Here is a 14,500-nt window from a genome sequence, read left to right as displayed (position 1 = left end):
TGTTAACGCTCCCCGGTCGGCCGTCGCCGCTCTCAAGACCTTGACGCTGCCCGTCCTTATTCCCGGTTGTCCCCCTCTCCTTCCCCCCCTTGCGGCAGAAGCTTGGCATGCACGACGAATCTGGCATCCGCGAAGGCGGACGAACAGGTCGACAGCGTCAGAATCGTATCCTCCGCGGACACTTCGACATCCGAAGCGTGCAGAGACTTGCCTTTGACCGCATCGAGAAATTGTCCGAAATCCTCGTCCGAATCGAACTCCGTACGGATATAGTCGAACGAGGACGACGTCGTGTACGCGGAGAAAATCTCCCATTTCCCTTCGGCGTACAACGTATCGAACTCGACGATCGTCCTGTTCTCGAAATTCCACCTGCTCTCGTATTCGACCAGATCGGCGAACATCGTTTTGTTTTTCATATCGTGGCCGTACAGGACGGTGTTTCTGTTCGTTCCTCCGGCGTCATTTCGGTAATCCATGAAAATGCTGCCGGCCGCACTGCGCTCCCCGTCGACGCCGCGATGCAAATAATACTCGTTGTCCTCCGCCTGCGCGACGGGGTAGTCGATCCTCGTCCCTGCGATCCGCACCCATCCGACGACGTCTCCGTTCCGTTCGAGCAGCGGCCCGAATTTCGGGTTAACGGCGCGTTGCTCCGCGGAAGCCGGATGCGGAACCGGATCGTTCGGCGCCGGGGGCGCATAGGCAAGCTCCTCCGGAGGCCCATAGTAGACGCTTCGAATCTCTCCGTACGTTTTCTTGCTCGCGTAGCCGTCGAAGGCGTACGCTCCGATCTTCCAGACGGAGAACAGGAACGCAAGCGCCGCGACCGCCGCCAGAGCTTCACGCATAGAAATCTTGCGCAACCTTCCCATAGCTCCCCCTCGTTCCGAGAAAAGAGTCCCCTCGATTCCGGCGGGCAGCCGTCTTCGGGACTCTTTCTCCAAGCCAAATCATGCTAAATCGGGGCGCGTTACGTCCTTCTTGCAAGCTTCTTGCCGGTCAGCAGCAGCAGCAGCGCCGCGGCCGATGCCGCCGCAAGCAGCGCGTAAGGCAGGACGCCCGCGTCTCCCGTCTGCGGGTTCGCTTCGGGAGCCGCTCCGCCCCCTCCGGCGGCCGGCTCGAACTGGATGCCGCGAACGTTGATATCGCCGTCGGTGAACACGACGTACAAGTCGTGCGTTCCCGCCAGCCCGGATACCGGCGCTTCGAACCATTGGTACTTCTGCCAGTCTCCCGTCGGCTCGTATTGGACGGTCGCGAACGGGGCTCCCTTCGGATCGTCGATCGCGAAGGCGACGGAGCCTCCCGCGTTCGGAGTCGCCACCTCGATTTTCACCTTGGCGGCTCCGGCCCCGCCGAAGTCGAGTTCGGCGTATTTGGCGTAGTTGCCCGCGACGATGTACCCGAGGTTCTTGTTCTCGTTGTCTTCGATCCGGGGGCCGCTGCCGTCCGAAAACGTGCCGGAATCGCTGTTGAGCTCGGAATTGGCGCTCGGCGCGATGACGCCGTAAGGATCGACGGCGGCGAACGCGAGGTTGGCGCTGCCGACCAGCAGCGCGACGGACAGAGTGAGAACCGCAAAGCTCTTCTTCATGGATTAACGCTCCTTTGGATAGTGTTTTCCCCCGGCGCGCCGCGCTGTAAGTGCTTACATGTCCCCGGACCGGCAATCGCGACGGATTGGATTTTCCAGCCTATCTTATAATTTCCCGGCCGATTCTCATAGGAGGCAAAGTTAAACTTTCCGGTATTGGAATGGCTTCTTGCGGCCTGGAGACAGCAAAAGGGACGAGCTCCCCCCTCTCCGGGAAAGCCGTCCCCCTGAACGTACGGTTATTGATGGCTGGTCGGATGATTGACCGTCGCCGGAATCTCGCCCTTGAACATCCGGTTGATGTCTCCGGTCAGACGCAGGTAGAAGTCCGACGAGACGGCGACGCCGTCCACGTCCAGCGTCAGGAAATACTGGTTGGTCGGAATCATCGAGCTGTTTTCGGCGATTTTGGCGATGGCCGTTCCTTCGTCGTACTCGTCGAACATAGCTACGTATCCGGTGTCGATGCCGAGCGTCTTCATATTGTACGCCTGCCGCCACATGAAGTCCCCGTGCAGCCGCGGGTTCTCGTTGCGCGGTCCGCCCGTCATATTCGACCATGCAGACCCCGGCCAGATCACCGGCTGGTACGCGATGCCGCGCTGCTGCGTGTATTGGAAGTCCGGGCTCCACTGGTTGTTCATGAAATGATCGGCGTCGGCGAGCCCGTTGCGGCCGAATCGGCCGACGAACCAGGGCGACAGCATATCCAGCGATTCGTATACGCTCATAAAGCCGGCTTTCGAATCGTTGGTCCCCGTCCGCCAATAAGTCGGCACGCCTCCGATGACGTAGACGCCCTGATTTTTGAACCAGGAGATCAGATTCGCGTGCTCGGACGCCGTGCCCGGACGATCGGTGAAGCCGATGCCCCAGATGCAGACGACGATTTTACCCTCCTGTCTGGCGTACGCGGAAGAGTTGGTCAGATGCATATTGCCGACAACGTTGGTCGTCCAGTCGTGCTTGACCGCGTTGACCCAGTTGCTCGCATTCATTCCGGTGATGTCGTACATGACGTAAAATTTGCGGTTATACGTCTCCGCGGCGTTCTTCACCTTGACCGCGACGCTGTCGCGATTCGTTTTCCAGTTGTTCGGAACGTCGCTCTCGTCGGCGCCGAAGCGCTGCAGCGCGGCCCCGTCGATGTTGTAGGTTTGCATCCATTCGAAATGCTTGTTGACCGTCTCCTGGTCGTAGGACGAGAACAGCTTGGCCTGCGTGCCGTTGCCGAAGTTGGCCAGGTTCGTCTGATACAGCTTCGAGTATTCGCGGATGTCCGGATACAGCTCGAAGTTGACGTTGGCGTTGGCCGTCGGGGCGCTGCTGTTTTTCGACCAATGAATCCAGCCTCCGTTCGGAGAACCGTCTCCCGCGGCGTTAAACCAGCCCTGGTAACCCGCGAACAGCTTGCCCTCCACGTCCCCGCCCGTCTGCGGTCCGGCAGTGTCGAACTGGAACCAGTTGAGGTTGAACAAATTGCCGGCTCCTCCGGTAAACTTCAGGAATAGCGTATGCGTGCCGCTTGGATTGCCGTTAACCGGGCAGATAACCGTCGTCCAGTTCTGCCAGCCGCCCGTTCCCGGCACCGCGCACGTGCCGATCAACGTGCCGTTCAGACCGTCCAGACGCAGCTCGATGCCGCCTCCCGACGCGTTACTGGCTACCCGCGCCCGGAAGGAGGCCGCGCCGCTGCCGAAATCGACTCCGGAGAACGAAAGGTAATCGCCGTTGTCAATGAATCCGACGTTCTGGCCTCCCTCGCTCGATGCCTCGACCTGGATGCCCGACTGACTGCTGAAGCTTTCCGCTTCGATGCGGGTGAACGCGGACAGCCCGCCCGCGAATTTGAACCATAATACGTTAAACAGATTGCCGGCGCCGCCCGTAAACTTCAGATACAGCGTGTGCGTGCCGCTTGGATTGCCGTTAACCGGACACGTAACCGTCGTCCAGTTCTGCCAGCCGCCCGTTCCCGGCACCGCGCACGTGCCGATCAGCGTGCCGTTCTGGCCGTCCAGACGCAGCTCGATGCTGCCGCCTGTCGCATTGCTGGCTACCCGCGCCTGGAAGGACGACGCTCCCGCTCCGAAATCCATGCCGGTAAAGGCGATGTAATCGCCGTTGTCGACGAACGCGACGTTCTGGCCGCCTTCGCTCGAATTCTCGAGCTGAATGCCCGATTGGCTGCTGAAGCTCGAAGCGGGAGTCTGCGTGAACGCCGAAGCCGCGGACGCCGTCGAAGGCGCGAGCGACAGCGGCCCGACCAACAGGGCGGCGATCAGCGCGAATAGCGCCAACGGCCGGAAACCGATCGATAAACGTTGTAATCGCATCCTTAAATACCCTCCTCATTGTATAAATGGATCGTCTGGCCTTTTTCCTGCAGCGAAAAATCCCCTGATCACACCTCCTTTTGTACGAATGCGCGTCCGGCCTCCTCTCCGATCGCCTTGTAAGTGCTTACATTAAATTTCTTGCGCGATCTTTCTTTAGCGTAATCCCGACAGGTATTCTCCAAAATAAGGCAATCTTAACATTTGTATAGGGATTTCTATCTCATTTTCGATTATTGGCCCTCTAGCGGGGAGCAGACGGGGACTTTTTGAGGAAAGATAACCGATTTTGTCGAGCATCGTGAGCTGTTTGGAGCCTTTTCGCGGGGGAGATAACCGGTTTGGTCGAGCATCTCGGGCGAATTGTGGGCGTTTGGCGAGGCGATAGCAGGTTTCTTAGAACATCTCGGACGAATTGTGGGCGTTTGGCGGGGCGATAGCAGGTTTTCTAGAACATCTCGGACGAATTGCGGGCGTTTGGCGGGGCGATAGCAGGTTTTCTAGAACATCTCGGACGAATTGTGGGCGTTTGGTGGGGCGATAGCAGGTTTTTTAGAACATCTCGGACGGAATGGCAGGTTTTCGAGGGTCGATAACAGGTTTTCTAGAACATCTCGGGCGGAATGACGGGTTTTCGGAGGCCGATAGCAGGTTTTTTAGAACATCTCAGGCGGAATGGTGGGTTTTCGAGGGGCAATGGCAGGTTTTGTCGAAGATCGGGGGGCCCGGCGGAAGTGTCTTGAACAAAGGGGCAGGCGTTCGTTGCACCTGCCGCCTTTTCGCATAGCTGCTCCGCTCAGTTCGCGTTCTGAATGCCGCCGGCTTCCTCGGGTTCTTCGTTCTCCAGGACGGGGTGGCGAAGCGTGATTTTCGTGCCCATGCCCGCTCCGGTCTCGATCGACAGCTTGTAGCCGGCGCCGAAATAGAGCTTAAGCCTCTCGTTGACGTTGCGCAGGCCGACTCCCTGACGGCGGCCCGCCTTGCTGTCCGTCTCTTCGGAGTCCAGCTGCCGCAGCACCGAATCCGGAATTCCCCGGCCGTTGTCGATGATCTCGATCACGATGTCGCGCTCCTCGACGTACCCCGACAGGATAACCTTGCCTTTCTCGAAGTTGTCGCGAATGCTGTGATGGATCGCGTTCTCCACGAGGGGCTGCAGCAGCAGTCTCGTGAACGGAAGCGAGAGCATGTCCTCGTCGAAGAAATACAGCACCCTCAGCGGCATTCCCATGCGCGCCTGCTCGATCTGGACGTAAGCCTTCACCTGGTCGACCTCGCGGCCGACCGTCGTGATATCCTTGCCTTGGTTCAGGCTGAGCCGAAGCAGGTTGCCCAGCGCCGACACCATTTCCCCGATATCGCTTCGTCCATGATTTTCCGCCTTCCAGCGGATCGATTCCAACGTATTGTACAGAAAATGCGGATTGATCTGGTGACTTAAAACCTGGAGCTCCAGCTCTTTCTTTTTCCGCTCCGAAAGGGTGGTCTGATCGATCAGCGCTTCGATCTTCCGCGTCATGCTTTCGAAGCCCCGGTAGAGCCAGCCGATTTCGTCCTCGCGCGAGGACGTCGGCCCCTTGTAGTCGAATTCGCCTTTTTCCAGCTTGCGCATCAGCCTGACCAGCTTGGCGACCGGCTGCGTGAAATTCATCGTAATATAGATGACGACGCCGACCGAGCAGATCAAATAGATCGCCAGAAAGACGATCAGCAGATTGTTCATCGTTTTGATCGGATGCGTCATGGCATGCAAGGGCGTCAGGCTGACGACCGTCCACGGCTCGCTGTTCATCTTCGCGTACGTAATCAGCTTTTCTTCCCCGTCCATATGCAGCGTCTCCGCGCCCTCGGAGGCCTTTTCGCTGATTTCCATGAACCGCTTGGAGGGGACCGGCCGGCCCGTCCATTCATTCTCGTTGGAATCAAACAGCACGGTGCCGTCCTGGCCGACGATCAGAAACTTCTGTCCTTCCATGCGCCTGGACGGAGAGAAAAACCGCCGCAGGTGGTCCTCGGCCAAATCGGTGACGACCAGGCCTCTCGGTTTGCGGTCGTTAAGCCCGGTAAATCTTTTCACGTAAGTGAGCAGCGGCCTGCCGTACAATCCCTGCTCCGGCATCGTCAGGTGCCAAGTGGGCACGACGCTCTCGCTCGACGCTTGAAACCAGGCCTCCCGTTCGACCTGCGGGGACACCCCCATCGTATTCATATAATTGGGGTAGAGGGACGGCCTCATCGGGTACACCCGCACTCTGAGCGCGTCGACCTGGGGCATGTGCTGATAGACAAGCGCCAGCATGTCGACCGCGAACGCCTCCTCCTCCTCCTGGCTTTCGGGCTCCCGGTCCAGCCAGGCTTGCAGCGATTTGTTGCCGATCAAGTCGTTGATCCGGTCGTTAACCTGCGTGAGATACGTCTCGAAATTGGCCTTCGCCTGCTGAAGATAGCTCATGGAGAATGTGGCGTTCGCGTTCTGGATGCCTTCGATCGATTTCATGTATGCGTAATAAGCGAATACGATAAAAGGAACGATCGTAATCGCGAAAAAGATCAGAATCATTTTGTTGCGAAAGGATGAGGCCAGCTTCAAGGAAGCCTTAATCATCGGCGATTCCCCTCTGCCTGCGGAATTCCTTCGGCGTGCAGCCGACGTGCTTTTTGAACAGCTTCGTGAAGTGAACCGGGTCCTTGTAGCCTACCTCGTAGGAGATCTGGTAGATTTTGAATTTGACATCGCCCAGCATCTCCTTCGCTTGCTGCACTCTCACTTCGGTTAAATATTCGAGAAACGTCATCTTCTTTTCCTTCTTGAACAGCTTGCTCAGCCAGACCGGCGTGACGTGCACCTCGTCGGCCACCACCTGCAGGCTCAGATTGTCCGAGTACCGCTTGCCGATAATTTTCTCGGCTTGAAGGACGATCTGACTGGGGGACGCCGCCTGGCGGCGAAAATCCGCGGCCATATCCAGCAAATACTGCTGAACGGCCCCCTGCAGCGATTCCAGATGATCGAACTGCTCCAGATACTCCCAGATGAAGATCGGGTTTCTCTCCCAGCCCCGCTCCGACCAGCCGGCCGCGGCCGCTTTTCTGAACAATTCCATCAGCCATTTGAAAATATGCTGCTGAATATCCTTGAGCTGATAGACCCCCCAGCTCTGGACCATGTCGACGAACCCGCCGAGCGAAGCGGCGATATCTTCGTCCGAGCCGTACCGGACGAGATCGAGCACCTCGCCGGTCTCCGCAAGGGACAGCTCCACCCGGTCTCCTCCGAAGTCGCAGCCGTGCTCGGCGAATATCCGGTTGCCGCCGTAGACGGCTTTCATCTCCAGCAGCTCGCCCGCCTCCAGGAACAAATCGTGAACGTGGGCCAGCTCCTTGGGAGCCGGATTGACGCCTATGCTGGCCTGGACTTTAACATATTGGTTGATCCTTCTCAGGCAGGTTTGCGCAAGCGACCGCACCGTCTGGCCCTGACTGGGCTGCCTGCAGGAAAAAACGGCGACGCAGCGGGAAGCGGAATCGCTGAACACGGCATAAGGATGGGAAAACTCCTCCGCGATCGTATGGTTGACGACGTTGGCGATCCCGAACAGCACCAGCTCCTTCTCGTTGACGAACGTCCGGCGATTCTCGATCGCCTTGAGATCGTCGGCCTCGACGATCATGAGCAGCAGCGGCTGCTGCGTCATCCACTCCAGCTTCAAGGTTTGCAGCCGATGCAAAATTCTCGATTCGCGGTAAGGATCGTACTCGCGCTCGATAATCTCCCGCAGCAGCTCCTCTCTCAGCTTCGGTTCGGCCAGCTGCATCTGGCTGAGCATCTGCGATTGGTTGTGCCGCTCCCGCTTGTCGCGCGCGATGAGCTCGGCCGCCTTGCCTACGATGCGTCCCAGCTCGTCCGTATTGATCGGCTTGAGAATGTAGTCGATCGCTCCCAGCTTCATCGCCTGCTTGACCAGCTCGAAGTCGTCGTATCCGCTGATGACGACGGCTTTCCAGCAGTGATCCGCGGTACGGCTGAGCGAATCGAGGAATTCCAGCCCGGACATTCGGCTCATCTTGATATCGGTTACGATCAGATCCGGTCTCAGGCTGAGCGCGAGCTCAAGCGCCGAATCCCCGTCGTCCGCCGCGTATATTTCTTCTACTCCGTAGTCGTGCCATGGAATGCGCTTGCGCAATCCTTCCCTGATCTCGAATTCGTCGTCTACGATCAGCGCCCGCAACACATCGTTCACCCTCCCGCCAGCGAGTGTCGTTATCTCCCATCATAACCGAACGTCGTTTAAGCTTGCACGGGGGCAATCGCAAACTTTGCAGGGCGTTCTTAAACTCCGCCCGCGATTTTCCCGGTTTCGCCCGCCTGTTCGCCCCCGCCAAGGTCGGCGGGGAGCCCAGGGCGGACGCCCCGTCCCCCCGTCTCTTGCGAAAGCTCCGGTCGTGAGGTGTTTTAATCATACGCCCGCCCGTTCCGGCCGGCAAGGAGACGATTTTATACATTTCAGTGTGATCTTGGCGCTTCTCCGGACGGCCCCGAACGAGGAACCGCGACCCCGGAACACAAAAAAGACATGCTTCTCCCCCCGCCGCGGGCCCATCCCGAACACGGGACTTCGCGCGCCGCGGCTGCGAAGGAGATGCATGCCTCTCTTCTCTTTAATTCGTTTTCCAGCTGAAGCTGTACGTTCCGGAGCCGACCGCCAGCGTCACGCCGTCCCCGTCCGCCCGGACGGATGAGACGCCCGCCGCCGCTTCCAGCTTGGCGCCGTTCTCTGTCGCCGTCTCCGCCTTGGCGTTCGGGAGCCGGATTTCCGCCGTCGTATTCGCCGGAATCGTCGCTTCGAGCTTCATCTCCCCGTCCGCGCGTTTCCAGCAGCTGCGAATCTCTCCGTACATCGTCTCCAGCCGCGCTTCCGCCCACTCCAGCCCGTCGCCCGGCTGCGGACGGATATGAATCTTTTTGTAGCCCGCGGCCTGCTCGTCGGCGTCGATGCCGGCTACGCGGCGGTACAGCCAGTCGCCGATCGCTCCGTAGGCGTAATGGTTAAACGAGTTCATGTCCGCGCTCCAGAACGAGCCGTCCTCCTTGATGCCGTCCCAGTGCTCCCAGATCGTCGTCGCGCCCTTAGTTACCTGATACAGCCAGGACGGATAGTCCTGCTGGAACAGCAGCTTGTAAGCCGCGTCGTTATGGCCGCTGTCGGTCAGCACATGGTTCAAATACGGCGTGCCGACAAACCCCGTCGTCAGGTGGAACTTGCTCTCCTCCAGCAGCTCCAGCAGCTTGCTCTCCGCCCGCTTCGCGGCGGTCTCGTCGAGAATGCCGAACATCAGTCCGAGCACTTGCGCCGTCTGGGTAGGCACGGTCAGCCGCCCGTTCGGGCTGACGAACTCCCGGTGGAACGCGGCTACGACTTTCTCGTACAGATCGGCGTATTTCGCCGCGTCCTCGTCCTTGCCGAGCACCTCCGCCGTCTTCTGCAGCAGCGAGGTCGAGTAGGCGTAGAAGGCGGTGGCGATGTAATCGCGGTCGGTCGCGCCGACATACGTGTCCGGCTTCGAATCGAGCCCCAGCCAGTCGCCGAAGTGGAAGCCCGTATTCCACAAATATTCGTCTTCTCCCTGCTTGCGGATATATTCGACCCAGGCCGTCATGCTCCCGTACTGCTCCTCCAAAATTCTCTTGTCCCCGTAACAGAGATAGATCGTCCAAGGGCAGATGACCGCCGCGTCTCCCCATGCGGAGGAGGAGTGGGAGTTCTCGTCCAGCACGTTCGGGATGACGAACGGAACGCCGCCGTCCTCTCTCTGGTCCGCGGCCAGATCCCGGCTCCATTTCGTAAAGAACGGCGCGATGTTCCGCAGGTACGCCGCCGTGCGAATGAACATCTGGGCGTCGCCCGTCCAGCCGAGCCGTTCATCGCGCTGCGGACAGTCCGTCGGCACGTCGAGGAAATTTCCCTTCAGTCCCCATTCGATGTTATGCTGCAGCTGATTGACGAGCGGATCGGAGCATTCAAAACTTCCCGTAGGCGCCATATCGGAGTGCAGCACGACTCCGGTGAAATCCTCCAGCCGGATCGGTTCAGGGAAGCCGGTCAGCCGAACGTAACGGAACCCTTGGAAGGAAAACCTCGGCTCGTACGTCTCCGCTTCCCCGCCCTTTAACGTATAGCGGATTTCCTGCTTGGCCGCCCGAAGGTTGGTCGTATAGAAATTGCCGTCCTTGTCCAGCACCTCCGCGTGATGCACGACGACCTCGGAGCCGGCTTCGCCCCGCACCGTGAACTTCAGCCAGCCGACCATATTTTGCCCGAGATCGAGCACGGTCTCTCCGAGCGGGGTCGTGATTAAAGCGATCGGCTTGATCTCTTCGAACTTGCGCACCGGATCGTTCTCCTGCATAATCAGCGCGTCGTTCGACTGCTCGATGACCGCTACCGCTTCCCATGCCCCGTCGTCGAAGCCGGATCGGCTCCAGCCGGGAATTTCCAATCTGGCGTCGTACGTCTCCCCGTGATAGATTTCCGACATCAAAATCTGGCTCGGCGCCGTGCGCCAGCTCTCGTCGGAGACGATCGTCCGCTCCGTGCCGTCCTCGTATTCGATATGCATCTGCAGGAACAGCGCCTGGCGGTTGCCATACAGGCAGTAGTGGTCCTTCCAGGCCAGCGGGCCTTTGTACCAGCCGTTGCCCAGCATCGCGCCGAGCGCGTTCCCGCCTTCCGCCAGCATCGCCGTCACGTCGTACGCCTGCACCTGAATCCGGTGCTTGTAGCTCGTCCAGCCGGGCGTAAAATAATCTTCCCCGACCCGCGCCCCGTTCAGCTCCAGCTCGTACAGACCAAGAGCGGTGGCGTACACCCGCGCCCGCTTCAAGCCCGGGCCGACCTCGAAGCCTTTGCGCAGCAGCGGACTTCTCTCCACGTAGGTGTCGGGCCGCGACTTCCGCTGCTCCTCCGGCTTCTCCACGCCGATCCACTTCGCCGTCCATTCGCTCTTGTCGAGCACGCCCGTCTCGAACCAGGCCGGCTCCGACCACTCCGAGGCTTCTCCCCCGACGCTCCATACCCGAACGCGGTAATGATAGCGTTTGCGCGAAACGACCTCCAAGCCGTCCAGTTCAACGTGCAGCGACCGATCGGACTCCACCTTGCCCGAGCTCCATTCCGCCGCCGGGAAATCCGGGCTTGCCGCGACCTCGATTTCGTAGGCGCCCTGCGCGACCGCTCTTGCCTCCGAGATCAGCTTCCAGCTGATGCGCGGCCGCCTGACGTCCAGACCGAGCGGATTACGCTTATACTCGCAACGCAATTCGATAACCTGCAACATGAATCAACCAGGTCCCCTCTCTTACTGCCGAATTGCCTCTATGATATAATGGTTCCCAAGAAAAGTATCGGGGTATAACGGACATTCTATCCAGGAATTACGGACATTTCAGGACGGTGAGCGCGTGAATCCGATTCATACGTTAAAGGGCGAATATTTCTTCCTCCACGACCGGAACGTTTTCGTCAACCGGGCGTCCGAGGACTTCGAGGCGCCGGTGCACGACCACGATTTTATCGAGTTCGCCTTCGTCGCGGAAGGCACCGGCTTCCATCATATCGGCGGACAGGTGCATCCGATTCACAAGGGCCAGCTTTTTCACATCCCGATCGGCGTTCCCCACGTCTTCCGCCCCGCCTCCGCGGACGTGGCCAAGCACCCGCTGACCGTCTACAACTGCGTGCTGTCGCCCGCGCTGCTCGGAAGATTGGCGGGCTTCGTCTCGGATGCGAAGCTGGAGCGGTTTATCTCCGACCTACGGGACGGCGTCGCGCCTTATTTTTATTTGTCCGACGCGGACGACTCGCTCGAGCGGCTGATGCTGGCGATGCACCGCGAATTTTCCATGCCGCGCGACGCTTCCTCCGTCTATTTGGACACGCTTCTTATCCAACTGCTCATCGTCGTGGGGCGGCTGAAGGGAAGCTCGTCCTCCGTCGCCTCGCGCAAGCTCACGCATTTCGATCACCTGCTGTCCTACATGGAGCAGAACCTGGACAAGGAGCTGTCCCTGGCCCATCTCGCGCAAATAAGCCGCTGGAGCGAACGCCACCTGCAGCGTCTGTTCCAACGGCATACCGAGCAAAGCTTCAAGGCGTGTCTGCAAGCGCTCCGAATTCGGAAAAGCTGCCAGCTGCTGCGGACGACGACCTGGAAAATCGCCGCGATCGCCGAGACGGTCGGCTACCGCGATCAGGCGTCCTTCCTGTCCGTGTTCAGGCGAATCGCCGGCATGACGCCGAGCGAGTATCGCAAAACGAAAACCTCGTCCACCCTCTGAGACAAAAAAAAGAACCGTCCCCAAGTCGCTTGCGGGACAGTTCCATCCGTACGCCTTAACTGATTGCCTTCGAGATCGCCTCGAGAACCCGATTCGACTGGAAGGGCTTGACGATAAAATCTTTGGCCCCGCTCTGGATCGCTTCGATGATCAAGTTCTTCTGGCCCATCGCGGAGCACATGACGATATTCGCGGACGGATCGATCTTGCGGATTTCCTTCACCGCCTGCACGCCTTCCATGACGGGCATCGTAATGTCCATCGTCACCAGGTCCGGACGCAGGGATTTATATTTATCAATCGCCTCGAGAACGTTCGCGGCCTCGGTAATGACCTCGTGACCGGCATTCACCAAAATATCCTTCAGCATCGCCCGCAAAAAAGCGGCATCGTCGACAACCATAATTTTAGCCATTTTCTTCAACCTCCCGAGCGTAAAGCCTCTTTTCCTATCATACTCGGGAGGACTAAACAAATTCTGAACAAGGGGTTAAAGCGGAAGCGACGGCGCCCCGTTTACTTCGCTTCGGCCTCCGCGTAGCCGTCGATCAGCCACTCCAGCTTGCCCGTCTCCGGATGGATCAGGAACCCGTGAACCGGCACGAAGCCCGGCACGAGGGGATGTCTGCGGATCATTCCGACGCTGTGTCTGACGCCGTCCTCGGGCTTGTCGAAGCCTTTCAGGAAACGTTCCATGCGGATGCCCGAATTTTCCAGCGTGTCGAGCACGACCTCCGAAATGCCGTTTTTCTTGAACTTCTCCACCAGCGCGCCCGAATCGAGCTGCGTCATGCCGCAGCCGTGATGCCCGATGACGAGCACTTCCTTGGCACCCATCTCGTGGATGGCGATCAGAATGCTTCGCATGGCGCTCCCGAACGGCTGCGTCAGCACCGCGCCGGCGTTCTTAATGAATTTGGCGTCTCCGTTGCGCAGATTAAGCGCCTTCGGCAGCAGCTCGACGAGCCGCGTGTCCATGCAGGTCAGAATGGCGACCTTCTTCTCCGGAAACTTGTCCGTCAAATATTTCTCGTACTTGCGTTGATCTACGAATTGTTCGTTGTAATCCAGAATATCGCTGACAAATGACATGCACTTTCCCCTTTCTGATGAACGAAAAAAAAGAGATGCGAATCGCGTGATCTCTTAAGTTTATTCGATTTTCCGGAAAATGCAAAACGCTAAATATAGGTTACCGCCGACTCCAGCCAGGTCAACGTCCCTTCGTCCGCGTTCAGATTAACGAACGCGCCGATCGGAACGGCAGCTTTGTACGCTCCATGACCGGATGCCAGGTTCGTAACGAGCGGCTTGCCCAACGGAACGATAAACTCGCTTATGACGTCCTCGTAGGATTTGCCGTACGCGCTCTGGCAGCCGGTGCACTCGCCCATGACGATTCCCCTGCAATCCCGGAACTTTCCGGCGAGGCGCAGCTGCTCCAAGTAGCGAAACACCGTATTGACGGGCTCGTGCACTTCCTCCAGCAGCAGGATTTTGCCCCGGGTGTCGATCTCGTAAGGCGTTCCGAGCGTGCCCGTCAGAGACGTCAGATTGCCCCCGACGACCGGTCCGCTGACGTTGCCCGGCACTCTGGGAACGAGCGGTACTCCCGGAGGATTGCTCAGCGCCCGCGGCACCGCCGTCGAGGAAGTCGCCGTGAAAAACTGTTCGAAATCGTAAGGAGGAGTATCCGGCCTGAAATCGATCAGCAGCAGGCTGTGCAGCGTTACGATGCCGGATAACTGCGTCAGCGCGTTCAGCAGGACGGTAATGTCGCTATAGCCGCTGACGATTTTCGGGTGCCGCCGAATAAAGGCGAAATCCAGGTAGGGGAGAATGCCTTCCACGCCCACTCCTCCGCGGGACGGCAGAATCAGCCGCACGTTCGGATCGGCGAACATGCCCATTAGATCCTCCGCCCGATCGCGGGCGGTACCCGCCAGAAAGCCGTCGTCGTCGTAAACGCCCTGCCCGACGACAACGTTCAAGCCAAGAGACTGCAGGTAGACGATCCGGGCATCGATCGTCGCGGACGCCAGCGGGCTGCCCAGAGTGACAATTCCTACCGTATCTCCCCGCCGCAATGCCAATGGTTTAATCGCCATCCCGTACGCTCTCTCCCTCCCGATTATTGCCGCTGTTGCTATATGTATGTAAGGCGGAGCCGGGATAGCCTAGCGAAATTCGCAGTGCCGAGACCCGTCCCATGGGTTATAATGGAAGGAT

10 protein-coding genes are annotated in these 14,500 nt (G+C 59.0%); 1 reads left to right on the top strand and 9 read right to left on the bottom strand.

Annotation, left to right across the window (positions count from 1 at the left end):
• Positions 1-56: 56 nt before the first annotated feature.
• The 6 genes from srtB to ACFFT4_RS27895 form a co-directional block, all read right to left on the bottom strand.
• Positions 57-866: a class B sortase gene (gene srtB / locus ACFFT4_RS27920; protein WP_378052353.1), complete on the bottom strand. Its 810-nt coding sequence runs from the start codon at positions 864-866 to the stop codon at positions 57-59.
• Between the two features lie 107 nt (positions 867-973).
• Entirely contained in the window at positions 974-1,597 is a 624-nt protein-coding gene (locus tag ACFFT4_RS27915; protein WP_378052351.1) for a carbohydrate-binding protein, read from the bottom strand.
• 239 nt (positions 1,598-1,836) lie between these two features.
• The gene (locus tag ACFFT4_RS27910; RefSeq protein ID WP_378052349.1) at positions 1,837-3,933 is read right to left on the bottom strand and encodes a carbohydrate-binding protein; all 2,097 of its coding nucleotides are present in this window, start codon (positions 3,931-3,933) and stop codon (positions 1,837-1,839) included.
• 796 nt (positions 3,934-4,729) lie between these two features.
• Positions 4,730-6,538: a cache domain-containing sensor histidine kinase gene (locus ACFFT4_RS27905; protein ID WP_378052348.1), complete on the bottom strand. Its 1,809-nt coding sequence runs from the start codon at positions 6,536-6,538 to the stop codon at positions 4,730-4,732.
• Positions 6,531-8,177 (bottom strand): response regulator transcription factor, encoded by a 1,647-nt coding sequence (locus ACFFT4_RS27900; RefSeq protein WP_378052347.1) that lies wholly within the window; start codon positions 8,175-8,177, stop codon positions 6,531-6,533. The genes ACFFT4_RS27905 and ACFFT4_RS27900 overlap by 8 nt, the downstream gene beginning before the upstream one ends.
• Positions 8,178-8,595: 418 nt before the next feature.
• A complete protein-coding gene (locus tag ACFFT4_RS27895; RefSeq protein WP_378052346.1) occupies positions 8,596-11,271 on the bottom strand; it encodes a family 78 glycoside hydrolase catalytic domain in 2,676 nt (891 codons plus the stop codon).
• A 124-nt stretch (positions 11,272-11,395) separates the two neighbouring features.
• On the opposite strand from ACFFT4_RS27895, the gene ACFFT4_RS27890 reads away from it, so the two are divergent.
• On the top strand, positions 11,396-12,271 hold the full coding sequence (locus tag ACFFT4_RS27890; RefSeq protein ID WP_378052345.1) for an AraC family transcriptional regulator: 876 nt from the start codon (positions 11,396-11,398) through the stop codon (positions 12,269-12,271).
• Positions 12,272-12,326: 55 nt separating this feature from the next.
• On the opposite strand, the gene ACFFT4_RS27885 is transcribed toward ACFFT4_RS27890, so the two are convergent.
• From ACFFT4_RS27885 to ACFFT4_RS27875, 3 genes are all read right to left on the bottom strand, one after another.
• On the bottom strand, positions 12,327-12,686 hold the full coding sequence (locus tag ACFFT4_RS27885; RefSeq protein ID WP_378052344.1) for a response regulator: 360 nt from the start codon (positions 12,684-12,686) through the stop codon (positions 12,327-12,329).
• Between the two features lie 101 nt (positions 12,687-12,787).
• Positions 12,788-13,363 carry a beta-class carbonic anhydrase gene (locus tag ACFFT4_RS27880; protein ID WP_378052343.1) on the bottom strand — a complete coding sequence of 192 codons (576 nt, stop codon included), beginning with the start codon at positions 13,361-13,363 and terminating at the stop codon, positions 12,788-12,790.
• 89 nt (positions 13,364-13,452) lie between these two features.
• Positions 13,453-14,379, bottom strand: a complete 927-nt coding sequence (locus tag ACFFT4_RS27875; RefSeq protein WP_378052341.1) for a S66 peptidase family protein — start codon at positions 14,377-14,379, stop codon at positions 13,453-13,455.
• Positions 14,380-14,500 lie beyond the last annotated feature (121 nt).

It is taken from the genome of Cohnella cellulosilytica, from assembly GCF_042431195.1.
Taxonomy (GTDB): domain Bacteria; phylum Bacillota; class Bacilli; order Paenibacillales; family Paenibacillaceae; genus Cohnella; species Cohnella cellulosilytica.
This window is presented reverse-complemented; position numbering and strand designations above follow the sequence as displayed.